We start from the raw sequence: 21,416 nt of genomic DNA, 5'->3' as shown, positions 1-21,416 counted from the left end.
CGCCGACTCCACGGTGAGATAGGGCACATCCCGCCCGTCGAATACGAAGCCAACTACTACACCGAACTCAAGAAACCCCAGGTCATCACCACAATCTGAGATCTCTACCGAACCCGGGGCGGTTCACAGTGCTCTCCGCCAGGGAAGCCTGGCGCCAGCGCAGCCGGAACGACTACCGCATCGCCCGCTTCGCCCGCACCATAGCGTTCGGCGTCTGCACAATCGGGGTCATCTTCGCCATACCCCCGGTCGAAGATCTCGTCGAGTCCATGACCGGCATGAACAACGCTACCAAGCTCGGAGCACACTTCTGCGCCGTGCTCTGGTGCGGCAGCCTTCAGCTCATGCTTGTCGACTGGTCGTACAAGCATGAGGTGCTGAAGGCCAGCCTGTACGCGCGGATCGCGTTCGCTGTCTGCGTCCTCGCCGCGATGCTGCCGCTGTTCGTCGAGACCACTGGCGAGAGGATCGAGTTCACGACGGAGTACGCCACAGTTCCAGGCGTCACCGTCTACCTCATGGTCTACCTGGCCTATGTGGCGGTCACGTGCGGCGAGATCGCGTTCCTCTGCTTCGGCATGGCTCTGTCCGTGCAGCGGAGCGGAAACGTCTGGTCGGCGCGCGGCCTGGGCCTGTCGGCCGCAGCAGCCATCCTGGGTGTCGCGTACGCGGCCAGCAAGGGCTCATACCTGGTGACCCACTACCTCGGCCACCCCTGGCCGCTGCACGCCGAGGAGATCGTCTCGCCCGCCCTGGCCGGTCTCGCCACCATCGCGCTCATCTCGGGTCTAACCATGGCGATGGTCGGTAGGCGCATCGCACTGCGCAAGGCGTCCGTTTCAGCGGGCGTCTGACAGGCCGGGCAGCTTGCGCCAGTGCAGGACAACCCTGCCAGGCTCAACGGTGCGCACTCCGCGGGCCCTGGCGGGGAACACTTCGATGTTCTCCAGGAACAACCTCACGATGGCTCTCTTGGACGCGGACGGCGCCGTGTTCCACCACCGCACCAGGTCCTTGGCGTTGCCGAGGGAGAAGTCCGCCATCTGCTCGGCGTACCGCAGGCGCGATCGGGTGTCCTTGATGTTGGCCGTGATCTCGCGATCGGCGGCCACGAACGCCTCGCTGCTGATCTGCCGCTGACCGTAGAGGGTCGCCGCTTCGCCGCGGCGGCCCTCCAGCTCTTCGATGGTTGCCTTCATCTTCTCGACCTGGGCGCGGACAGCAGCCTGAGCCTTGAGGATCTGGTCGCGGATGCCGGGCTTGAGGAGTTCGGCCACGACGTATTCGCCGACGTAGTTCTCCAGGAGTTCGCCATCGATGCGGACCTCACCGCAGCCTCCGCGGCCGTCCTTGTCCTTTGGGCGGCAGCGGTACCCGGGCGTCCCGGCGTTGGTGCGTGCCCCCTGAAGCGCCCAGGTGCACTTGCCGCACGTGCTGGCGCCATCCACCAGGAGGTAGTCGTAGGGCGGGGCCGCGTCACCCGTCTTACGGCTCTGATCCCGCTCTTGGAGGGCCTTGAACTCCTCCGGAGTGATGGCGCCCGGGTGGCCGGCATCGACGAGTTCACCATCGTCGTCATAGCGCAGTCCGGCAATCGCCGGGTTCCGGAAGAGGCGTCCGACCGACGCGTCCTTCCACTCTCCCCCGAGCGTGCCTCGGTAGCCCTCGCCGTTCGCCCAGACGGCGATGTCCGCGTTGGACTGGCCGCCCTGCAACGCTCGGCTCACCATCTGGCGAAGCGGGCCCACCTCGTCATCACGTAGCCGACGACGCGACGCGTCATCGAAACCGTAGAGCCGTGGCATGCGGTCGTCCGTTCTTCTCTGGTGCGCCCCCTAGCCGCCCGATCCTAGATCACAGCCCTGTGGAAAGGGCCGTGAGCTAGGGGAATCGATACGCCAAAGCTACGTGATCAGCCCGCGGGTGGCGTCACTTCGAGCACTCGCCACAGCGCGGCAGTAGGAACCTTCACCGTGCTGCCCATCGTGAGCGTCTGCACCGGGAAAGACCCTTCCTTGATCAACTTGTATGCCTTGTGCACACCGATACCCAGTGCCCGCGCAGCCGTTGTGACGTTCACCGTCGGCGGCAGTGCAAGCAGTTCCTCCAGGGTCATGGTGCTGACCCCGGGGTCCGTAGCTACAGAAGCGTTCTTCGTGGTCATTCCCGTTGTCGCGTTCTCCCCCGCGCCAACGTCACATAAGGATACGCCAACACTGGAGTGTTGGGGCAAGATAGGGCATCGGTTCGACAAGGACCGGCACAGAAGATCCACAACCGAAAGCCACGAAGGGGATGTTTGTGTTCGATCCCAGCTACTACCGGCGCTGCGCGTGCAAGGCGCCCGCCGTCGACGAGGACGGCGCTCCCATACTCAACGCCAACGGGCAGCCCAAGATGCGCATGCTTGACGCAAACTGCCCGAATCTCCCGCAGAAGGGGCACGGCACCTGGTACTTCTACTTCGAGTTGGAAGCCGGGGAGGGCGGCAAGCGTCGGCGCGTGCGGCGAGGGGGATTCGCCACGAAGAACGACGCGAAGGCGAAGGCGGAGGAGGTCTACCGCGACGTCATCGGAGGCGCTGACGTGCTCAGCGACGCCACCGTGGGCGAGGACCTGCATGGCTGGCTCAAGAGGAAGAGGGGCCTGGCCCGCACCACCCGGCACGGGTATGAGGAGCACATCACCCTCTACCTCGAACCGCACCTCGGGCACATCAAGCGGCGGGACCTCAAGCTGCGCCACGTCGAGGCGATGTACGACGCGATCGAGCGAGAGAACTCCGAGCGGCTGCTTCACCACGCCAAGGTGGTGGAGTTGGAGGAGGCACGCGACGCCGCCCACACGGCGTGGGTTCGCGCCGCAGGCAAGAAGGAGGAGCGCCGCGCCACGCGCCGGGCCTACCTGGCTGCCAACGCCGCTCTCCGCGAGGGACGCAAGGGCAAGCGGAAGATCACCAGCGCCGCGACGATGCACCGCATCAACGCCACCCTCAGCTCGTTCCTGGGCAGCGGTATCAAGCGCGGCGAGTACGCGACCAACTGGGCGGCCATGGTCGAGCTGCCGGCGGTCAGGCGCCCCAAGGCTCTGGTCTGGACACCCGAACGGGTCGAAGAGTGGAAGCGGACCGGCCAGAAGCCCAGCCCCGTCATGGTCTGGACCCCGGAGCAGACCGGCCAGTTCCTCGACTTCATCTCCGACGACCGACTCTGCGGCATGTGGCACGGGTTCATCTTCCGAGGCCCGCGACGCGGCGAGATGTGCGCGCTGCCCTGGACGGAGGTCAGCCTCTCCGGTTCGTGGTTCCGGATCTCCGCCCAGATCGTGGAGATCGCGTACCGGCAGTACGACGAAGCCCCGAAGCAGGACAGCGTCCGCACCGTCACCCTCGACTCCCAGACGCGCGGGAAGTGGGAGGAGTGGCAGGTCACCCAGGCCAAGGAGCGTGAGCAGTGGTCCGGCGAAGCCGCCTGGGTTGAGAGCAACCGGGTCTGGACGCACGAGAACGGCGAGCCCCTGCACCCCGACTGGATCAGCCGACGCTTCAACCGGCTCGTGGAGCTGTCAGGACTCCCGCCGATCCGCCTGCACGACACGCGGCACCTGTCGGCCACGCTCGCGCTTCTCGGCAAGGCCGACATCAAGGTGGTCCAGGAGCGGCTTGGCCACAGCTCCCGCCAGATCACCTCGGACACGTACACGAGCGTCCTGCCTCAGCTTCTGACCGCCGAGGCGGAGTCGACGAGCGCAGTCGTGCCCCGGTCCCCGCAGAAGAAGACCCCTCCGAGAGAGGAGCAGGACGAGCCCCAGAGCCAGCCCGAGGAGGGCGCCGACGAGGCTCCCGAGGCGGACGAGGATGGGCCGGACGAGGGATTGCGTCCCGCCGCGTGACCTGCGTCCTCAATTTGTCCTCACGATCATGAAACCATGATCGAGAAGGGCCGCCAAGATCCTGCCGTACTCGCTCCCGACCTGCTAAGACGCAGGTCAGAACGTTTCTCCTGAACCACTTAGTGGTGGGGCGGGTGGGACTCGAACCCACGGCCGACGGATTATGAGTCCGCTGCTCTAACCGGCTGAGCTACCGCCCCATAGCGGCGTGTCGCGTACACGTGTGCGCGCCGTGTGCCGCAGCATAGCCGGTCATACGATCTCCCGCCTCGCATGGTCGACTTCGCACGGCCTGCTTGACCTCGAGGACTGCACGGCGGACCGAGCGGTTCCTCCAGGCATGAAAAAGGACCCCCAAGGGGTCCTCGTTCAGCATGCTCCCCCGACTGGACTCGAACCAGTAACCTGCCGGTTAACAGCCGGCTGCTCTGCCAATTGAGCTACGGAGGACCGAGCTCCCCCGACTGGACTCGAACCAGTAACCTGCCGGTTAACAGCCGGCTGCTCTGCCAATTGAGCTACGGAGGAATGCCTCGTTCGCATCGAACGTGCCACCTCGGATGGTCGCCAGGGGGCGCGCGCTCGCTGCGACACATACATTAGCGCAAGCAGGGGGGTGCTCCGCCAATCGGTTCCCCCTGACACCGATGCCGCACCGCAGACCGACGCAAGGGAAGGGTGGCCGCCATGCGCTACCGGCTCACGTTCATCGCCGGACTCGCCCTGGGATACGTGCTCGGCACCAAGGCCGGCCGCGAGCGCTACGAGCAGCTGAGGAAGTCGGCGCGCCAGGTCGCGCAGAACCCGGCCGTCCGCAACACCGCGGAGAGCGCCGCCCAGCAGAGCCGCCGGTTCGCCGGCCGGGCCTACCACGCGGTCAGCGAGAAGGTCGGCGACCACATGCCCGACTCGGTCGCCGGGCGGGTCCGCTCCCTGCGCGAGCGCTCCGCGCACAACGGGGGCGGCGAGGACGACTGGGGCACCAGCAACACGTAGGGGGTGTCCGGCATGGCGAGCCGCGGCACCGCGCCCCGCGCGGCCACGCACGCGGGGCGCGGTGCCGGACAGTGGAGCGACCGGGCAGTGGAGCGACCGGAAGGCGGGCGCCGGAGCGGTGACCGACGCCCTCGGCCCGGGCAGGCGCCGCGCTACGGCAGAATCTTCGGCATGGGGATAGTCGCCGGGCTGGACAGTTCGCCCGATTTCACGCGCATCGTCGTCTGCGACACGGACACCGGGGCCGTACTCCGGCAGGGCTATGCCCCGCATCCGGTCGAGCCGCCGGTCGGCGGCGGCACGGGTCGGCCCAGCGACGTCGATCCGCAGGCCTGGCTGCTGTCCCTGGGCGAGGCCGCCGGTGGCGGGCTGCTGGAGGGCGTGCAGGCGATCGGCGTGTCCGCGCAGCAGAACGCGCTGGTGCCGCTGGACGCGCAGGGCGCCACCGTGCGCCCGGCGATGGTCGGCGGCGACAAGCGGGCGCAGGTCGCGGCGGCCGACCTGGTCGACGCGCTCGGTGGGCGCGAGGCATGGGCGCAGGCCGTGGGCTGCGTGCCGCAGGCCGGTCAGCCGGTGACGAAGCTGCGCTGGCTGGCGCGGGCCGAGCCGGAGGCCGCGCAGCGCACCGCTCTGCTGATGCAGGCCCACGACTGGCTGGTGTGGCAGCTGCTGGGACGGCCGGCGCGCCGGACCACCGACCGCGGCGGGGCCTCCGGCACCGGCTACTGGTCGGCGGCGACCGGCGCCTACCGGGCCGACCTGGTGGAGCTGGCGCTCGGGCACCAGGCGATGCTGCCGGACGTGATCGGACCGGCGGAGGCGGCCGGCACGACCCCGGAGGGGCTGCTGATCTCGGCCGGCACCGGCGAGACCATGGCCGCCGCCTTCGGGCTCGGCATCGGTCTGGGCGACGCGGTCGTCTCGCTCGGCGCGTCCGGCTCCGTGATGGCCGTCCATCCCGAGCCGCTGCTGGACAGTACCGGGATGATCACCTCCCTGGCCGACGCCACGGGCATGCACCTGCCCGTCGTCACCACCCTGAACGCCGTCCGCACCCTGCGAGGCACCGCCGAGCTGCTCGGGCTGACGGACCTGGAGTCCCTGTCCGACCTGGCGATGAAGTCGACGCCCGGGTCCCACGGGCTGGTGCTGCTGCCGTACCTGGAGGGCGAGCGGACGCCGAACCTGCCGCACACGGCGGGCACGCTGGCCGGGCTGCGGCGGGAGTCGATGAAGCCGGAGCACCTGGCGCGGGCCGCGTTCGAGGGCATGCTGTGCGGGCTCGGCGACGCGCTGGACGTGCTGCGCGGCCGGGGCGTGGAGGTGCGGCGGGTCTTCCTGCTGGGCGCGGCGGCGGAGCTGTCCGCGGTACAGGCGGCAGCGCCGGCGCTGTTCGGCGCGCAGGTCGTCGTACCGCAGCCCGCCGACTACGCCGCGATCGGCGCCGCCCGGCAGGCGGCATGGGCGCTCGGCGTGTCGCAGGGCACCCTCGACCCGCGCACCCCGCCGCCGTGGCAGGGCGCCGCCGCGCAGGTGCTGGACCCCGGCGAGGAGCTGGCGATGGGCCAGGCGGTACGGCAGCAGTTCGCCTCGGTGCGGGAGCAGACCCATCCGGGAGCGTTCCGGTCGTAGCACCGGCGTGCGGGCGGGGCCGCGGGCCGGCACCCGTACGGTCGTACCGCGCAGCCGTCGGCTTAATCGGTTGAGGTAACGCGGGGGGAGTGTCCGACGATAGGGGCCAAGGGCAACCGACCCGGCCCCTACCGCCGACTCCGAGAGACCAGCGTGCTCATACGACTTCTGCGGACCTATCTCAGGCCCTACAAGAAACCCATCGCCCTGCTGGTGCTGCTGCAGTTCCTGCAGACCTGCGCCACCCTCTACCTGCCCACGCTGAACGCCGACATCATCGACAACGGCGTCGTCAAGGGGGACACCGGCTACATCCTGTCCTACGGCGCCCTGATGGTCGGCATCTCGCTGACCCAGGTCGTGTGCAACATCGGTGCCGTGTACCTCGGCGCCCGGACCGCGTCGGCGCTCGGCCGGGACGTGCGCGGTGCCGTCTTCGACAAGGTCCAGTCGTTCTCCGCGCGTGAGGTCGGTCACTTCGGCGCGCCGTCGCTGATCACCCGGACGACCAACGACGTGCAGCAGGTGCAGATGCTGGCGCTGATGACGTTCACGCTGATGGTGTCGGCGCCCATCATGTGCGTCGGCGGCATCGTCATGGCGCTCGGCCTGGACGTGCCGCTGTCCGGGGTGCTGGTCGCCGTCGTCCCCGTGCTCGGCATCTGCGTGACGCTCATCGTGCGGCGGCTGCGTCCGCTGTTCCGTGCCATGCAGGTGCGCTTGGACACGGTGAACCGGGTGCTGCGCGAGCAGATCGGCGGCAACCGGGTGATCCGCGCCTTCGTGCGCGACGAGTACGAGCAGGAGCGTTTCCGTAAAGCCAACACCGACCTGACGGCGATGGCGCTGGGGACCGGGAACCTGCTCGCGCTGATGTTCCCCATCGTGATGACGGTGGTCAACCTGTCGTCGATCGCCGTGGTGTGGTTCGGCGCCCACCGCATCGACAGCGGCGGTATGCAGATCGGCGACCTGACCGCGTTCCTCGCCTATCTGATGCAGATCGTCATGTCCGTGATGATGGCCACCTTCATGTTCATGATGGTGCCGCGGGCGGAAGTGTGCGCCGAGCGCATCCAGGAGGTGCTGTCGACGGAGTCGAGCGTCGTGCCGCCGGTCGCACCCGTCACCGAGCTGCGCCGGCACGGCCACCTGGAGCTGCGGGACGCGGGTTTCCGCTACCCGGGTGCCGAGGAGCCGGTGCTGAAGGCGGTCGGGCTGGTGGCCCGCCCCGGAGAGGTGACCGCCGTCATCGGGTCGACCGGCAGCGGCAAGTCCACCCTGCTCGGGCTGGTGCCGCGGCTGTTCGACGCGACCGACGGCGAGGTCCTCGTCGACGGCGTGCCCGTCGACACCATCGACCCCCGGGTGCTCGCCCGCACGGTCGGGCTGGTGCCGCAGAAGCCGTACCTGTTCGCGGGGACGGTGGCCACCAACCTGCGCTACGGCAACCCGGACGCCACCGACGAGCAGCTGTGGCGCGCCCTGGAGGTGGCGCAGGCCAAGGACTTCGTGGAACGGCTGGACGCCGGACTCGACGCGCCGATCGCGCAGGGCGGCACCAATGTCTCCGGCGGTCAGCGGCAGCGGCTGGCCATCGCCCGCACACTGGTGCAGCGGCCGGAGATCTACCTGTTCGACGATTCCTTCTCCGCGCTCGACTACGCCACCGACGCCGCGCTGCGGGCCGCGCTCGCCGAGGAGACCGCCGAGGCGACGGTGGTGATCGTCGCCCAGCGGGTGGCGACCATCCGGGACGCCGACCGGATCGTCGTCCTGGACGAGGGCCGGGTCGTCGGCACGGGCCGGCACCACGAGCTGATGGCGGGCAACGAGACGTACCGGGAGATCGTGCTCTCCCAGCTGACGGAAGCGGAGGCTGCCTGATGGCGGGGCCGATGGGGCGGATGATGGTCGGGGGCGGCCCCGAGAACCGCTCGATGGATTTCAAGGCGTCGGGCACACGGCTCCTGGGCCGGTTCCGGCCGGAGCGGGTGACCCTGTTCACGCTGCTGGCCTGCGTGGTCGTCAGCGTGGGGCTCAACGTCGTCGGGCCGAAGATCCTCGGCCGGGCCACGGACCTGGTGTTCGCGGGCATCGTCGGGCGGCAGATGCCCGCGGGCGAGAGCAGGGACGAGGTACTGCGGGGCCTGCGGGAGAACGGCGACGACGGCATCGCCGACATGCTGAGCGGCACGGACTTCACCCCCGGACAGGGCATCGACTTCACCGCCGTCGGGCACGTCCTGCTGCTGGCGCTGAGCACGTTCCTCCTCGCCGGCGTGCTGATGGCGGTCGCGACGCGCCTGGTCAACCGGGCGGTGAACCGCACGATGTTCCGGATGCGCGAGGACGTGCAGGTGAAGCTGTCGCGGCTGCCGCTGTCGTACTTCGACAAGCGGCAGCGCGGCGAAGTGCTGTCGCGGGCGACGAACGACATCGACAACATCGGCCAGACGCTCCAGCAGTCGATGGGCCAGCTCATCAACTCGGTGCTGACGATCATCGGCGTGCTGGCGATGATGTTCTACGTGTCGTGGATCCTGGCGCTGGTCGCGCTGGTGACCGTGCCGCTGTCGTTCCTGGTCGCCACCCGGGTCGGCAAGCGGTCGCAGCCGCACTTCGTGCAGCAGTGGCGTTCGACGGGCACCCTGAACGCGCACATCGAGGAGATGTACACCGGGCACACCCTGGTGAAGGTGTTCGGCCGGCAGGAGGAGTCGGCGAAGCAGTTCGCCGAGCAGAACGACGCCCTGTACGAGGCCGGGTTCAAGGCGCAGTTCAACAGCGGCGTCATGCAGCCGCTGATGATGTTCGTGTCGAACCTCAACTACGTGCTGGTCGCGGTCGTCGGCGGGCTCCGGGTCGCGACCGGTGCGCTGTCCATCGGCGACGTCCAGGCCTTCATCCAGTACTCGCGGCAGTTCTCGATGCCGCTGACGCAGGTCGCGTCGATGGCGAACCTGGTGCAGTCCGGTGTCGCCTCGGCCGAGCGGATCTTCGAACTCCTGGACGCGGAGGAGCAGGAGGCGGATCCGGTGCCGGCGCAGCGGCCCGCGGAGTTGCTCGGGCGGGTGGAGCTGCAGCACGTGCAGTTCCGCTACGACCCCGACAAGCCGCTCATCGAGGACCTGTCGCTGAAGGCGGAGCCGGGCCACACGGTGGCGATCGTCGGCCCGACCGGCGCCGGCAAGACGACGCTGGTGAACCTCTTGATGCGGTTCTACGAGGTCTCCGGTGGGCGCATCACCCTCGACGGTGTCGACATCGCGACGATGTCCCGGGACGAACTGCGCGCCGGGATCGGCATGGTGCTCCAGGACACCTGGCTGTTCGGCGGCACCATCGCGGAGAACATCGCCTACGGCGCCTCGCGCGAGGTCACCCTCGGGGAGATCGAGGAGGCGGCGCGGGCGGCCCACGCCGACCGCTTCATCCGCACCCTGCCCGAGGGCTACGACACCGTCATCGACGACGAGGGCGCGGGCGTGAGCGCCGGCGAGAAGCAGCTCATCACGATCGCGCGGGCGTTCCTGTCCGACCCGGTGATCCTGGTGCTGGACGAGGCGACCAGTTCCGTCGACACCCGTACCGAGGTGCTGATCCAGAAGGCGATGGCGAAACTCGCGCACGGGCGCACCTCGTTCGTCATCGCGCACCGGCTCTCCACCATCCGGGACGCGGACACCATCCTCGTCATGGAGAACGGCTCCATCGTCGAACAGGGCGCGCACGCCGACCTGCTGGCGGCGGACGGGGCCTATGCGCGGCTGTACAAGGCGCAGTTCGCGCAGGCGGTGGCCGAGGTCGACTGAAGCGTTGGCCACAGCCCCGGGGTGTGCCGGGAGGGCCGCCGGACGGCGGCCCTCCGGTCAGTCGAGGTACCCCCGCAACTGGTCCGCGAAGGCATGGTCCCGGAGCTTGTTGAGGGTCTTGGACTCGATCTGCCGGATCCGTTCCCGGGTGACGCCGAAGATGCGCCCGATCTCCTCCAGGGTCCGGGGACGGCCGTCGACGAGGCCGTACCGCAGTTGGACGACCTTGCGCTCGCGTTCCCCGAGGGTGGAGAGCACTGCCTCCAGGTGCTCCCTGAGCAGCAGGAAGGCGGCGGACTCCACGGGTGAGGCGGCGTCCGCGTCCTCGATGAGGTCGCCGAGGGCGACGTCGTCCTCCTCCCCCACCGGGGCGTGCAGGGAGACCGGCTCCTGGGCGAGCCGCAGGACCTCGCCGACCCGCTCCGGCGGCAGGTCGAGCTGGGCGGCGACCTCCTCGGGGGTGGGCTCGTAGCCGCGTTCCTGCAGCATGCGGCGCTGGACCCGCACCACCCGGTTGATGAGCTCGACGACGTGGACGGGGACGCGGATGGTGCGGGCCTGGTCGGCCAGGGCCCGGGACATGGCCTGGCGGATCCACCAGGTGGCGTAGGTGGAGAACTTGTAGCCGCGCGCGTAGTCGAACTTCTCCACGGCCCTGATCAGGCCCAGGTTGCCCTCCTGCACGAGGTCGAGCATGGTCAGGCCGCGTCCGACGTACCGCTTGGCGACGGAGACCACGAGCCGCAGATTGGCCTCGATGAGGTGGCGCTTGGCCATCCGGCCCATGACGACGAGCCGATCCAGGTCGTGGGCGAGCCGGCTGTCGAGGTCGGGGGTGCTGCCGAGCTTCTCCTCCGCGAACAGGCCGGCCTCGACGCGGCGGGCGAGGTCGACCTCCTCGGCCGCGGTGAGCAGCGGGATGCGCCCGATCTCCCGCAGGTACTGGCGGAACAGGTCCGCGGACGGCCCGCTGCTCTCGGCGGCACGGGCGGGCGGCGGCTCGACGGGCTCGGGGGTGTCGGCGGCCTCCAGTGCCTCCGCTGGGGGATCGGCGGGCTCCGCGGTCTCGGGACGGAGCACGACGCGGGGCTGCGGGGCCACCGCGAGGAGTGTGTCCGACTCGGCGTCAGGCTCCGTTCCGCCGGTGCCGCCGACGGCACTGACGGGGGTCTGGCCGAGGGTCTGGGTCTGCACGGGGGCGACCTCCAGGATGATCGCTGCTGAGGGGCTCGGCAGCGGTACTTCGGGGGCGGAATCGGCGGCCTCGCCGCTGTCCGTCCCGTAGGCGATGGGCGGAACCGCGGGGGTGTGCGACCCGTGGGGGACGGATCGGCCGCGCTCCGGGGACTCAGGCACCGGAACCCAGTGTGGGGTACGACACAACGAAGCCACGAGGGGCGTGCGGTGACTTTTTGAGTCCGGTCGGTGACCGCACGGTGACCGGTGGGACCGATGTCCGGATGGTCGGGACGGCTCCGCCGCGGGTCGGGAACGGCTCATGTCCGCGTCGGGGTGTACCCGAACGCCCCTGTCCGCGCCGCGGGCTCCCGGACCGCTCCCGCCCGCGCCCCGCGGTCTGCGGAACCGCTCCCGTCCGCCTCACGGTATGCCTGACGCCCTGTCCCGCCGGGGCCCGGACCGCTTCCGTCCGCGTCACGGCTGCCCAGGGGCCCGTCCGTGCCGCGGGGCGCCGGACCGCCCCCGTCCCCGCCCCGGCATCAGCGGCGGCGGCATCGGCGGCGGCGGATCACTCCATGCGCAGGTTCCACCGGTCGGCGCGGCCGGTGAGCAGGACACGGCCCAGCGGCGGGACGTCGATGCGCCAGAAGGCCTGCGGGGGCGCGGTCAGGGCGTGCAGGACGGCGGCGCGGGCGACGGAGGCGTCCGCGACGGCGAGGACGCGGCCGGTGTCGTCCGGGAGCCGGTCGAGCCAGTGGGACACACGCCGGCACAGGTCGAGGACGCTCTCGCCGCCGTGCGGGGCCGCCGCGGGGTCGGTGGTCCAGGCGGCGACCGCGGCCGGTTCGGCGGCGGCCAGTTCGTCGAGAGTACGGCCCCGCCACGAGCCGAGGTCCAGGTCGCTCAGCGCGGTCTCGGTCACGGCGTCGAGGCCGAGGGCCTCGGCGGTCTCGCGGCAGCGCCGGGACGGGGCACTGAGGTGACGGCCCGCCGCGGGCAGACCGGGAGCCGCGGCCCGGGCCGCACGCCGACCGGCCTCGTCCAGCGGGCCGTCGGCGTCGATGCGGGCCTGGCGCAGGGCCGGTCCGGGGGCGGGGGCGAGCAGGGTGAGCCGAACTGTCATGGCCTGGAGGCTAGTGCCGCAACAGGCCGCGGCCTTGGTTGCCCGGGCCGGGACGGTGGTGGTGAGCCCCCTGCGACGTCACGACGGCGCGGCCGGCCCCGGGGTGTTCGGGACCCGGTTCCCGCACGAAGGTGGCGAAGGCCATCTTTCCCGGTGGGAGGCGGGGCCGGTACCGTCTGCAGGGACAGGACGACGGTGCGTCTGGAAGTCCGGTGCAAATCCGGCACGGTCGCGCCACTGTGTGCCGAGCAACTCCCCTCGTTCGACGGGTGCTGTCGGTGAGTCAGACCCTCGCGCCGTCGTCGCGTGCTCCACCGACACGGGACGCGTGTTCCCGAAGGAGGCCCGCCATGGCGCAGTCCGCCGTTGCCCCCGCTCCGCTCACCCCTTCCACCGCGGCCACCCCGGCCAAGCTGCCGATCCGCACCGTCCTGCCCTGGGCGGCGTTCTTCGGCCTGCTGATGCTGGTCCTGCTGTACTTCGTCGGCGCCGAGCAGGGCGCCACCTCGCTGCTGTCCGGTGCGGGCGTGCACGAGTGGGTCCACGACGGCCGGCACCTGCTCGGCTTCCCCTGCCACTGAACAGGGCGTGGGAACCACCGTCATGAACTCCGTCACCGTCCGAACGCTGCTGGTCCGCGGCATGCTCGCGGGCCTGGCCGCGGGGCTGCTGGCCTTCGGTCTCGCCTACCTGGTGGGTGAGCCGGGCCTCAACGCGGGCATCGCCTACGAGGATGCCCACGCCCATGCCGGCCACGACCACGAGCACGAGGTGGAACTGGTCGGCCGGGCCGTGCAGTCCACCGCGGGCCTGGCCACCGCGGTGCTCGTCTTCGGCACCGCCGTGGGCGGCATCGCCGCACTGGCGTTCTGCTTCGCCCTCGGCCGTATCGGCCGTATCGGCCCGCGGGCCACCGCCGCCTTGGTGGCCGGGGGCGCCTTCGTCACCGTCTACCTGGTGCCGTTCCTGAAGTACCCGGGCAACCCGCCGGGGGCCAACGAAGGGGACACCATCGGCCAACGCACCACGCTGTACCTCCTGATGACCGCTCTGACCGTGCTGGTCGGCCTGGCCGCGGTGATCCTCGGCCGCCGTCTGGCCGGGCGGTTCGGCAACTGGAACGCGGGCCTGGCCGCGGGAGCCGCGTTCGTCGCCGTCATGGCGGTGGCCGCGGTGTTCCTGCCGGCGGTGAACGAGACGCCGGAGGACTTCCCGGCCGGCGTGCTGTGGCAGTTCCGTCTCGCCTCCATCGGCATCCAGGCGCTGCTGTGGAGCTCCTTCGGGGTGATCTTCGGCTTCCTCGCCGAACGCGTCCTGGCCCCGCGTGCCGCCCGCCCGGGCCGGAGCGCGGCGTCGGAAGCGCCCACCACCGTCTGATCCGTGCGAGACAGAGGGGCCCGTGCCGGGGGCGCGACCGGCACGGGCCCCTCTGCCGTGCGGCGCCGCACGGGCGGCGGGGACGTCACAGGGCGGCGGCCCCGTGCTCCCTCAGCGCCTGGTCGTACTGCTGGAGGACCCACAGCTCGTTCTGCACGGCGGCGAGTCGGGCGGGGTCGCCGGCGGCGGTGAGGCGGGTCAGCTGGGACTGGACGTCGCGGATGCGGCGCTCGACGGCGCGGCGGCGGACCTGGACCAGGACCGTGCCCGCGTACACCTCGTCGACGGTGCGGCGCAGGATCGGCTCGACGGCCAGCTCCGTGACCATCGCCCGGACGGTGTCGTCGGGGGCGGCCTCACGGACGCGGACCAGGTACTCCTGCGGGTCCTGCAGGCCGTACTCGGCGCCGAGCGCGTCCTGGACCGCCTGGCGGACGGCGGCATAGGGCGGCGCGGTGAACTCGTCCACGCCGTACGCGTCGAACGCCGGGGAGACCAGTTCGGGGCGCTGGAGGGCGAGTTTGAGCAGTTCGCGTTCGGTGGCGTAGACCGGGTTGCGCAGGGTCAGGGCCGGGCCGGAGGGAGCGGAGCCGGCGGGCGCGGCCCACTGCTGCGAGGGCGCCTGGGGAGACTGCTGGGGGCCGCCCGCGCCGCGGCCGCCGCGCTCGCGGGCCCAGCGGGCCAGCTGGGCGACCCGCTTGACCACGAACTGGGTGTCGAGGATGCCGAGCATGCCCGCGAGCTGCACGGCGACCTCGTGCTGGGCTCCGCTGTTCTTGATGCGGGCGACGACCGGGGCCGCCTCGTCCAGGGCCGCCGCGCGGCCGGCCGGGGTGTCGAGGTCGTAGCGGCCGACGATCTGGCGGAGGGCGAACTCGAAGAGCGGGGTGCGCGGCTCGACCAGGTCGGCGACCGCCTCGTCGCCCTTGGCCAGGCGCAGCTCGCACGGGTCCATGCCGTCGGGTGCGACGGCGATGTACGTCTCGGCGGCGAACTTCTGGTCGTCCTCGAAGGCGCGCAGGGCAGCCTTCTGGCCGGCCGCGTCGCCGTCGAAGGTGAAGATCACCCGGGCGGAGCCGTTGTCCATCAGCAGGCGGCGCAGGATCTTGATGTGGTCGCCGCCGAAGGCGGTGCCGCAGGTGGCGATGGCGGTGGGGACGCCCGCCAGATGGCAGGCCATGACGTCGGTGTAGCCCTCGACGACGACGGCCCGGCTGGACTTGGCGATCTCCTTCTTCGCCAGGTCGATGCCGTACAGCACCTGTGACTTGCGGTAGAGGGCCGTCTCGGGGGTGTTGAGGTACTTGGGGCCGGTGTCCGCCTCGTACAGCTTGCGCGCACCGAAGCCGACGACGTCGCCGCCGATGTCGCGGATCGGCCACATCAGCCGGCCGCGGAAGCGGTCGATGGGGCCGCGGCGGCCCTCCTGGGACAGGCCGGACAGCACCAGTTCCTTGTCGGAGAAGCCCTTGCCTCGCAGATAGCGGGTGAGGTGGTCCCAGCCCTGCGGGCTGTAGCCGACGCCGAAGTGGACGGCGGCGGCCTGGTCGAAGCCGCGCTCGGCGAGGAACACCCGGCCGGTCTCGGCCTCGGCGCTGCCGGCGAGCTGCTCCGCGTACCACTCTGCGGCGATCTTGTGGGCCTCGACCAGGCGGATCCGCTCACCGCGCTGGTGGGAGGGGTTGTAGCCGCCCTCCTCGTAGCGCAGGGTGATGCCGGCCTGCGCGGCCAGCCGCTCGACCGACTCGGAGAAGGAGAGGTGGTCGATCTTCATCACGAACGTGATGGTGTCGCCGCCCTCCTGGCAGCCGAAGCAGTGGAAGAGGCCCTTGGCGGGGCTGACCTGGAAGGACGGCGACTTCTCGTCGTGGAACGGGCACAGGCCCTTGAGGTTGCCCCCGCCGGCGTTGCGCAGCTGGAGGTACTCGGACACCACGGCGTCGATCGGGACCGCGTCCCGTACCGCCTTCACGTCCTCGTCGTTGATCCGTCCTGCCACGCGTGAATTCTACGGGGACGTACCGACAGCTCCGGGGCGCGCTCGCCGTGCCCGCGGGCGCGGTGGACCGGGCACCCCGCCGCCCACGGCCCACGCCGCCGCGGCGAGCGCGCCCGGGGCGCCCGAAGCGCTCCGCCGGAGGTGCCGGGGCCGACGTCCGTCGGCCGCGGCACCGTCGTGGCCGGTCGCGCGGTTCCCCGTGCCCCGTCGGGGCGCTGCCGGACCCCGGCGGACTTCGCCCGACCTGCTCAGGCGCCCAGGCTCTGGAGCGGCACGTGCGGATCGGCGAGGGCCTCGGTGTCCACCTGCGCGCCGGTCCGGATGAGCCGCTGGATCTGCTCTGTGACGTCCCACACGTTCACGTTCATCCCGGCGAGCACCCTGTGGTCCTTCATCCAGAACGCGATGAACTCGCGCTTGTGGGCGTCGCCGCGGACGACGACCTCGTCGTACGCCCCCGGGGGCGCCCATCCGCTGTACTCCATGCCGAGGTCGTACTGGTCGGAGAAGAAGTAGGGCACGCGGTCGTAGGTGAGGTCCCGGCCGAGCATCGCCCGTGCGGCGGCCGGACCGCCGTTGAGCGCGTTGGCCCAGTGCTCCACCCGCAGACGGGCGCCGAAGAGGGCGTGCGGGAAGGAGGCCACGTCGCCGGCCGCGTAGATGTCGGGGTCGGAGGTGCGCAGCTGCTCGTCGACCAGGACACCGCCGCCGTGCTCCCGGCGGGCGATCTCCAGGCCCGCCGCCTCGGCCAGCCCGGTGCGCGGAGCCGCGCCGATCGCGGCGAGGACGTCGTGGGCGAGGTGCTCCTCGCCGTCGTCGGTGCGGGCGGCCAGCACCATGCCGTCCTGGCCGACGATCTCCGTGAGCCGGGCGCCGAAGTGGAAGCGGACGCCGTGCTCGCGGTGCAGCTCGCCGAAGAGCTCGCCGAGCTCGGGGCCGAGGACGCCGTGCAGGGGGGTCGGCTCCGGCTCGACGACGGTGACCTCGGCGCCGTACTCGCGGGCCGCCGCCGCGACCTCCAGGCCGATCCAGCCGGCGCCCGCGATGACGATGTGCCCGTTGTCACGGCCGAGCGCGGCCAGCACGCCCTTGAGGCGTTCGGCGTGGGCGAGGCGGCGCAGATGGTGCACGCCGGCCAGGTCGGTGCCGGGGATGTCGAGCCGGCGCGGCTCGGCGCCCGTGGCGAGCAGCAGCTTGTCGTACCGCACGACCGTGCCGTCCTCGCCGAAGCGGACCGTCCTCGCGGCGCGGTCGACGGCGTCGACGGTCTGGCCGAGGTGCAGCTCGATGTCGTTCTGCGCGTACCAGGCGGGCTGGTGCACGAAGACGCTGTCGCGTTCCTCCTTGCCGAGCAGGTAACCCTTGGACAGCGGGGGCCGCTCGTAGGGGTGGTCGCGTTCGTCGCAGATCAGTATCACGCGGCCCGTGAAGCCCTCGGCCCGGAGCGTCTCGGCTGCCTTCGCGCCGGCGAGGCCGCCTCCGACGATGACGAATGTCTGATCCGCGTCGACCACTTGATGCCTCCTCGTAAGGGTGCCGCCACATGGGAGCGTCCCGCACGGAGCGTGAAGGGGGAAGAGGGAGTGGCCCGGACGGGCCACTCAGGGTCACGTCCGGGCTCGCTCGTCGCGTTCGTTTCACGGCACACGTGCCGTTCAGTGTCTCCCCTGCCTCGTCAGTCGGTCGTGAAGCGAGCGCGCCGACGTGTCGGTGAGCGAGGCGATCTGATCGACGATCACTCGTTTGCGCGCGCGATCGTCGCCCGCTTGTTCGAACAGAGTGCGGAACTGGGGGTCGAGGCCGTCGGGCGCGCGGGCGGTGAGCGCCTCGGCCAGTTCGGCGACGACGACGCGCTGGTCGGCGCGGACCCGCTCCTGCTCGGCACGCTGCATCACGTACCGGTCGGCGACGGCCTTGAGGACCGCGCACTCCAGGCGGGTCTCGTGCGGTACGACGAGTTCGGCGGCGTACCGGGTGAGCCGCCCGTGGCCGGCTCCGCCGCCCGCGCCGCCCGGCCGGGGTCCCCACGCCGCACGGGTGGCGCCCTCGGCGGCCAGGCAGAACCGGCCGATGAGCTGGCTGGTGGCGTCCTTCAGGCGGGCCTGGGCGACGGCGGTGCCGTCGTAGCCGTGCGGCCACCACTGCTGGTCCTGGAGGCGGTCGAGGGCGGCGGCCAGTTCGGCGGGGTCGGTGCCGGCGGGGACGTACCGTCCGACGGCGACGGCGAAGATCTCCTGCCGTTCGGGCTCGGCGTGCAGGCAGTCGGGGTCGATGTGACCGGCGTGCAGGCCGTCCTCCACGTCGTGCACCGAGTACGCCACGTCGTCGGACCAGTCCATGACCTGCGCCTCGAAGCACGCGCGGGTGCCGGGGGCCTCCTTGCGGACCCAGTCGAAGACGGGGCGGTCGTCCTCGTAGACGCCGAACTTCCGGGACGCCGGGTCGGTGGGGTGACCGCCGCGCGGCCAGGGGTACTTGGTCGCCGCGTCGAGGGCGGCGCGGGTGAGGTTGAGGCCGACGGAGCCCTCGGAGGTGAAGCGCTTGGGCTCGATGCGGGTCAGCAGCCGCAGCGACTGGGCGTTGCCCTCGAAGCCGCCGCAGTCGTGGGCGAACTCGTTCAGCGCGGACTCGCCGTTGTGGCCGAACGGGGGGTGGCCGAGGTCGTGGGAGAGGCAGGCCGCCTCCACCAGGTCCGCGTCGCAGCCGAGCGCCGCGCCCAGCTCGCGGCCGACCTGGGCGCACTCCAGGGAGTGCGTGAGGCGGGTGCGGGGGCTGGCGTCCCACGCCTGGTTCACGGTGCCGGGGGTGACCACCTGGGTCTTGCCGGCGAGGCGGCGCAGTGCCGCACTGTGCAGGATGCGGGCGCGGTCGCGCTGGAAGGCGGTGCGGCCGGGGCGTTTGTCGGGCTCGGGGGCCCAGCGCTCGACCGACGCCGGGTCGTAGCCGGGGAGGGGTTCGGTGCCTGCCATGCCTCGACAGTAGGCGTCCCGAGTGACAGACGTGCCCCTCCGCGTCGGGCGGGTCCTGCCACCGGCCGGGTGCGCCTCGGGGCAGGTCCGGCCCCGGAAGCGGTCCGCGGGGGTGCGTGCGGTCCCGGGGGCGGTCCCTTCTCCGGGCGGCTGCGGCCCCTGGGCCCGGTCTTCGGGGGCCCGGTCGTCGGGGCCCGGCCCTCGGGGCGGGGGCGATCGGCGGGCGCGGCTTTCGAGGCGAGGTGATCGGCGGGTGCGGTCCTCGGGCGGCGTGATCGGCGGGTGCGCCCCCGAGGCGGGCGGCCTTCAGGGGGCGCGCGGGGGCGGTGGTGGGCGGACGCGGTGGTCGAGCGGGTGCGGTGCGGCCCTCGGGCCTGCCCGGTCACGGCGCGGCGCGGCGACGGGCGGGCCCGGTCCGCGGTCCGGAGCGGGCACGGGCGGGTCGGGGCCGCCGGGCGGGCGGGGCGGTCGGCTTGCGGCGCGCCTCACGCGGCGTTGCTGGCACCGCCCGCCGCGAGGGCCTGGTCGTAGCGGTGCAGTACCAGGCGGGCCATCGCCGGGTGGGCGCCCAGGGGGGCCGAGGCGATCCAGGGGGCCTTCGCGGCGCTCTCGGTCGCGAACCGGCCGGGGGCCGTGAAGTACGAGGCCACGGCGATGCGGTGGCGGCCTCGCGCGGACAGCGACCGTACGGCCGCCTCGACGGTCGGCGTCGCGGCGGAGGCGTAGGCGGGGACGACGGGCACGCCGAGGCGTTCGGCGAGGAGCTGCGCGCTGCGGCGGGTGTCGGCGGCGGAGTCGGGGGCGCGTGAGCCTGCGGCGGCCAGGACGACGGCGGCGGCGGCGCGCTCGGCCTCGGTGCGGGGCGCCTGCCAGCCCGCCTCGCCGAGCCGGGCGTACAGGGTCTCCACGAGCAGCGGGTGAGGGCCGAGGGGGGCCGCCACGTACGCGTGGCCGCCGGCCTCGGCGGCCGTCGCGGGAATGTCCTGCTTGACGTGGTGGCCGCGGCCGAGGAGCAGCGGCACCAGGACGGCAGGGGTGTCGCCCAGCTCGGCGAGGGTGTCGGGCAGCAACGGGGCGTTCAGCTCGATGTGGCCGAGGCGCACCGGCAGGGAGGGGCGCCGTTCGCGCACCAGCTCCAGCAGGGACCGCACGGTGCTCAGGGCGCGCGGATCGCGGCTGCCGTGGGCGACGAGGACGAGCGCGGGCGGGCCGGGACGCCGCCTGCCGTCGAGGGAGACCAGGCTGAGCTGGCCGGCGAGCTGGGAGCTGATCCGGTTCATCAGGTGCGCCGTACTGTCGAGGTGGACGCCGGGCTGGCCGCCCGGACGCGGGGATTGCTCGTCGCGAGGAGCGTTCGACGCCGTCATGGAAGGATCCTGCCGGTGCGACGTTGCGCGCCCGTTGCGCGGCGGTGACGGGTGTTTTCCGGGGCTTCACCGCGTACCCCCGGCGGGCGTGAGCGAACCGGATCCTCGCGGGCGGCGTCCTGCGAGGGCGAACGGAAGGACCGCGATGGAGTTCCGCCGACCGCGTCTGCCGCGCACCCGTGCCGGACGGCGCCGGCTGGTGCAGGCCGTGATGGGCGGGTGCGTGCTGGCGTTGCTGCCCGCGACGTGGCTGCATGCCGCCACGGCCGACCGGCTGCGCACCGCCGCGGACGTGCCGCACACCGAGGTGGCCGTCGTGTTCGGCGCGGGGCTGTGGGACGGCGAGCCGTCGCCGTATCTCGCGCACCGGCTGGACGCGGCGGCCGAGCTGTACCGGGCGGGCCGCATCGAGGTCGTCCTCGTCACCGGCGACAACAGCCGCGAGGACTACGACGAGCCGGACGCGATGCGCGCGTACCTGACCCGGCACGGTGTGCCGGACCGGCGGATCGTGAGCGACTACGCGGGCTTCGACACCTGGGACTCCTGCGTGCGGGCGAAGAAGGTCTTCGGCGTGGACCGGGCCGTCCTGATCAGCCAGGGCTTCCACATCCGGCGGGCGGTGGCGCTGTGCGAGGCGGCGGGCGTGACGTCCTACGGCGTCGGGGTGGCCGAGCCGCACGACGTCACCTGGTACTACGGCGGCACGCGAGAGGTGTTCGCGGCGGGCAAGGCGGCACTGGAGGCGGCTTTCGAGCCGGATCCGCGTTTCCTCGGGCCGAAGGAGCCGGGGGTGGCGCGGGCACTGGCCGCGGACCGGTGACGGCCCTCCGGCCCCGGGTGCGGTGCCGGGCGCCCGGCGTCCCGCGGTCCCGCCCTTCCGTGCGGCCCCGCCCTTCCGTGCGGCGCCGCACGACCGGAAGCCTTGACGCCGCCACGTCGGCCGTTTCACCGTGCCGCCGCGATGGCTGTTTCCCCGCGCCACCCGGCCTGTGGGAGGAGTCGCCGATTTTTCTTGATCGTCCGTGCATGCCCCTGCGCCTCGCGCCGTCGCCCGGGCGGGTCCTC

General features: G+C 71.9%; 17 protein-coding genes, 3 tRNA genes and 1 riboswitch. Of the genes, 9 read left to right on the top strand and 11 right to left on the bottom strand.

Features of this window, described 5'->3' with window-relative positions; translation table 11 throughout:
- Positions 1-269 precede the first annotated feature (269 nt).
- Positions 270-854 carry a hypothetical protein gene (locus JS756_RS32875; RefSeq protein ID WP_240204715.1) on the top strand — a complete coding sequence of 195 codons (585 nt, stop codon included), beginning with the start codon at positions 270-272 and terminating at the stop codon, positions 852-854.
- Here JS756_RS32875 and JS756_RS32870 read toward each other — a convergent pair.
- Entirely contained in the window at positions 840-1,730 is an 891-nt protein-coding gene (locus tag JS756_RS32870; RefSeq protein ID WP_205386923.1) for a recombinase family protein, read from the bottom strand. The genes JS756_RS32875 and JS756_RS32870 overlap by 15 nt on opposite strands.
- Before the next feature lie 182 nt (positions 1,731-1,912).
- Positions 1,913-2,116, bottom strand: coding sequence for a DNA-binding protein (locus tag JS756_RS32865; protein WP_128803029.1), 204 nt, complete (start codon positions 2,114-2,116; stop codon positions 1,913-1,915).
- A 185-nt stretch (positions 2,117-2,301) separates the two neighbouring features.
- On the opposite strand from JS756_RS32865, the gene JS756_RS37725 reads away from it, so the two are divergent.
- On the top strand, positions 2,302-3,891 hold the full coding sequence (locus JS756_RS37725) for a tyrosine-type recombinase/integrase (protein WP_205386922.1): 1,590 nt from the start codon (positions 2,302-2,304) through the stop codon (positions 3,889-3,891).
- Between the two features lie 123 nt (positions 3,892-4,014).
- Here JS756_RS37725 and JS756_RS32855 read toward each other — a convergent pair.
- The 3 genes from JS756_RS32855 to JS756_RS32845 form a co-directional block, all read right to left on the bottom strand.
- Positions 4,015-4,091, bottom strand: a tRNA-Ile gene (locus JS756_RS32855).
- Between the two features lie 177 nt (positions 4,092-4,268).
- A tRNA-Asn gene (locus JS756_RS32850) sits at positions 4,269-4,341 on the bottom strand.
- A gap of 5 nt (positions 4,342-4,346) precedes the next feature.
- Positions 4,347-4,419 (bottom strand) — tRNA-Asn (locus JS756_RS32845).
- A 159-nt stretch (positions 4,420-4,578) separates the two neighbouring features.
- Between JS756_RS32845 and JS756_RS32840 the strand changes: the two genes are divergently transcribed.
- From JS756_RS32840 to JS756_RS32825, 4 genes are all read left to right on the top strand, one after another.
- Positions 4,579-4,887 carry a YtxH domain-containing protein gene (locus tag JS756_RS32840; RefSeq protein WP_205386921.1) on the top strand — a complete coding sequence of 103 codons (309 nt, stop codon included), beginning with the start codon at positions 4,579-4,581 and terminating at the stop codon, positions 4,885-4,887.
- Positions 4,888-5,058: 171 nt separating this feature from the next.
- Entirely contained in the window at positions 5,059-6,519 is a 1,461-nt protein-coding gene (locus JS756_RS32835) for an FGGY family carbohydrate kinase (protein WP_205386920.1), read from the top strand.
- Between the two features lie 153 nt (positions 6,520-6,672).
- Entirely contained in the window at positions 6,673-8,406 is a 1,734-nt protein-coding gene (locus JS756_RS32830) for an ABC transporter ATP-binding protein (protein WP_205386919.1), read from the top strand.
- Positions 8,406-10,334 carry an ABC transporter ATP-binding protein gene (locus tag JS756_RS32825; RefSeq protein WP_205386918.1) on the top strand — a complete coding sequence of 643 codons (1,929 nt, stop codon included), beginning with the start codon at positions 8,406-8,408 and terminating at the stop codon, positions 10,332-10,334. Before JS756_RS32830 ends, JS756_RS32825 begins: the two co-directional genes overlap by 1 nt.
- Positions 10,335-10,391: 57 nt before the next feature.
- Here JS756_RS32825 and JS756_RS32820 read toward each other — a convergent pair whose 3' ends face one another.
- Together JS756_RS32820 and JS756_RS32815 are read right to left on the bottom strand one after the other, a co-directional pair.
- On the bottom strand, positions 10,392-11,690 hold the full coding sequence (locus tag JS756_RS32820; RefSeq protein WP_205386917.1) for an RNA polymerase sigma factor: 1,299 nt from the start codon (positions 11,688-11,690) through the stop codon (positions 10,392-10,394).
- Between the two features lie 391 nt (positions 11,691-12,081).
- Positions 12,082-12,636: a histidine phosphatase family protein gene (locus tag JS756_RS32815; protein WP_205386916.1), complete on the bottom strand. Its 555-nt coding sequence runs from the start codon at positions 12,634-12,636 to the stop codon at positions 12,082-12,084.
- A 188-nt stretch (positions 12,637-12,824) separates the two neighbouring features.
- A riboswitch (adenosylcobalamin (AdoCbl) riboswitch) is annotated at positions 12,825-12,940 on the top strand.
- Between the two features lie 46 nt (positions 12,941-12,986).
- Between JS756_RS32815 and JS756_RS32810 the strand changes: the two genes are divergently transcribed.
- Together JS756_RS32810 and JS756_RS32805 are read left to right on the top strand one after the other, a co-directional pair.
- On the top strand, positions 12,987-13,217 hold the full coding sequence (locus JS756_RS32810) for a CbtB domain-containing protein (RefSeq protein ID WP_205386915.1): 231 nt from the start codon (positions 12,987-12,989) through the stop codon (positions 13,215-13,217).
- Positions 13,218-13,239: 22 nt separating this feature from the next.
- Positions 13,240-14,013, top strand: a complete 774-nt coding sequence (locus JS756_RS32805) for a CbtA family protein (protein ID WP_205386925.1) — start codon at positions 13,240-13,242, stop codon at positions 14,011-14,013.
- Positions 14,014-14,098: 85 nt separating this feature from the next.
- On the opposite strand, the gene dnaG is transcribed toward JS756_RS32805, so the two are convergent.
- The 4 genes from dnaG to JS756_RS32785 form a co-directional block, all read right to left on the bottom strand.
- On the bottom strand, positions 14,099-16,012 hold the full coding sequence (dnaG, locus tag JS756_RS32800; protein ID WP_205386914.1) for a DNA primase: 1,914 nt from the start codon (positions 16,010-16,012) through the stop codon (positions 14,099-14,101).
- A 248-nt stretch (positions 16,013-16,260) separates the two neighbouring features.
- The gene (locus tag JS756_RS32795; protein WP_205386913.1) at positions 16,261-17,526 is read right to left on the bottom strand and encodes an NAD(P)/FAD-dependent oxidoreductase; all 1,266 of its coding nucleotides are present in this window, start codon (positions 17,524-17,526) and stop codon (positions 16,261-16,263) included.
- A gap of 141 nt (positions 17,527-17,667) precedes the next feature.
- Positions 17,668-18,981, bottom strand: a complete 1,314-nt coding sequence (locus tag JS756_RS32790; RefSeq protein WP_205386912.1) for a deoxyguanosinetriphosphate triphosphohydrolase — start codon at positions 18,979-18,981, stop codon at positions 17,668-17,670.
- A 485-nt stretch (positions 18,982-19,466) separates the two neighbouring features.
- Positions 19,467-20,348: a sirohydrochlorin chelatase gene (locus JS756_RS32785; RefSeq protein ID WP_205386911.1), complete on the bottom strand. Its 882-nt coding sequence runs from the start codon at positions 20,346-20,348 to the stop codon at positions 19,467-19,469.
- Positions 20,349-20,493: 145 nt separating this feature from the next.
- Here JS756_RS32785 and JS756_RS32780 point away from each other — a divergent pair, with 145 nt between their 5' ends.
- Entirely contained in the window at positions 20,494-21,171 is a 678-nt protein-coding gene (locus tag JS756_RS32780; protein ID WP_205386910.1) for a SanA/YdcF family protein, read from the top strand.
- The last annotated feature ends 245 nt before the right edge of the window (positions 21,172-21,416 follow it).

This window comes from Streptomyces actuosus, assembly GCF_016921115.1.
Taxonomy (GTDB): Bacteria; Actinomycetota; Actinomycetes; order Streptomycetales; family Streptomycetaceae; genus Streptomyces; species Streptomyces actuosus_A.
The sequence above is the reverse complement of the archived record's forward strand: the minus strand, read 5'-3'. Positions and strand labels throughout refer to the sequence as shown.

Bases quoted from the DNA above. Each gene is read 5' to 3' on its own strand.
- JS756_RS32875 (WP_240204715.1), top strand. From the start codon at position 270: ATGACCGGCATGAACAACGCTACCAAGCTCGGAGCACACTTCTGCGCC.
- JS756_RS32870 (WP_205386923.1), bottom strand. From the start codon at position 1,730: ATGGTGAGCCGAGCGTTGCAGGGCGGCCAGTCCAACGCGGACATCGCC.
- JS756_RS32865 (WP_128803029.1), bottom strand. From the start codon at position 2,116: ATGACCCTGGAGGAACTGCTTGCACTGCCGCCGACGGTGAACGTCACA.
- JS756_RS32840 (WP_205386921.1), top strand. From the start codon at position 4,579: ATGCGCTACCGGCTCACGTTCATCGCCGGACTCGCCCTGGGATACGTG.
- JS756_RS32835 (WP_205386920.1), top strand. From the start codon at position 5,059: ATGGGGATAGTCGCCGGGCTGGACAGTTCGCCCGATTTCACGCGCATC.
- JS756_RS32825 (WP_205386918.1), top strand. From the start codon at position 8,406: ATGGCGGGGCCGATGGGGCGGATGATGGTCGGGGGCGGCCCCGAGAAC.
- JS756_RS32815 (WP_205386916.1), bottom strand. From the start codon at position 12,636: ATGACAGTTCGGCTCACCCTGCTCGCCCCCGCCCCCGGACCGGCCCTG.
- JS756_RS32810 (WP_205386915.1), top strand. From the start codon at position 12,987: ATGGCGCAGTCCGCCGTTGCCCCCGCTCCGCTCACCCCTTCCACCGCG.
- JS756_RS32805 (WP_205386925.1), top strand. From the start codon at position 13,240: ATGAACTCCGTCACCGTCCGAACGCTGCTGGTCCGCGGCATGCTCGCG.
- JS756_RS32790 (WP_205386912.1), bottom strand. From the start codon at position 18,981: ATGGCAGGCACCGAACCCCTCCCCGGCTACGACCCGGCGTCGGTCGAG.
- JS756_RS32785 (WP_205386911.1), bottom strand. From the start codon at position 20,348: ATGACGGCGTCGAACGCTCCTCGCGACGAGCAATCCCCGCGTCCGGGC.
- JS756_RS32780 (WP_205386910.1), top strand. From the start codon at position 20,494: ATGGAGTTCCGCCGACCGCGTCTGCCGCGCACCCGTGCCGGACGGCGC.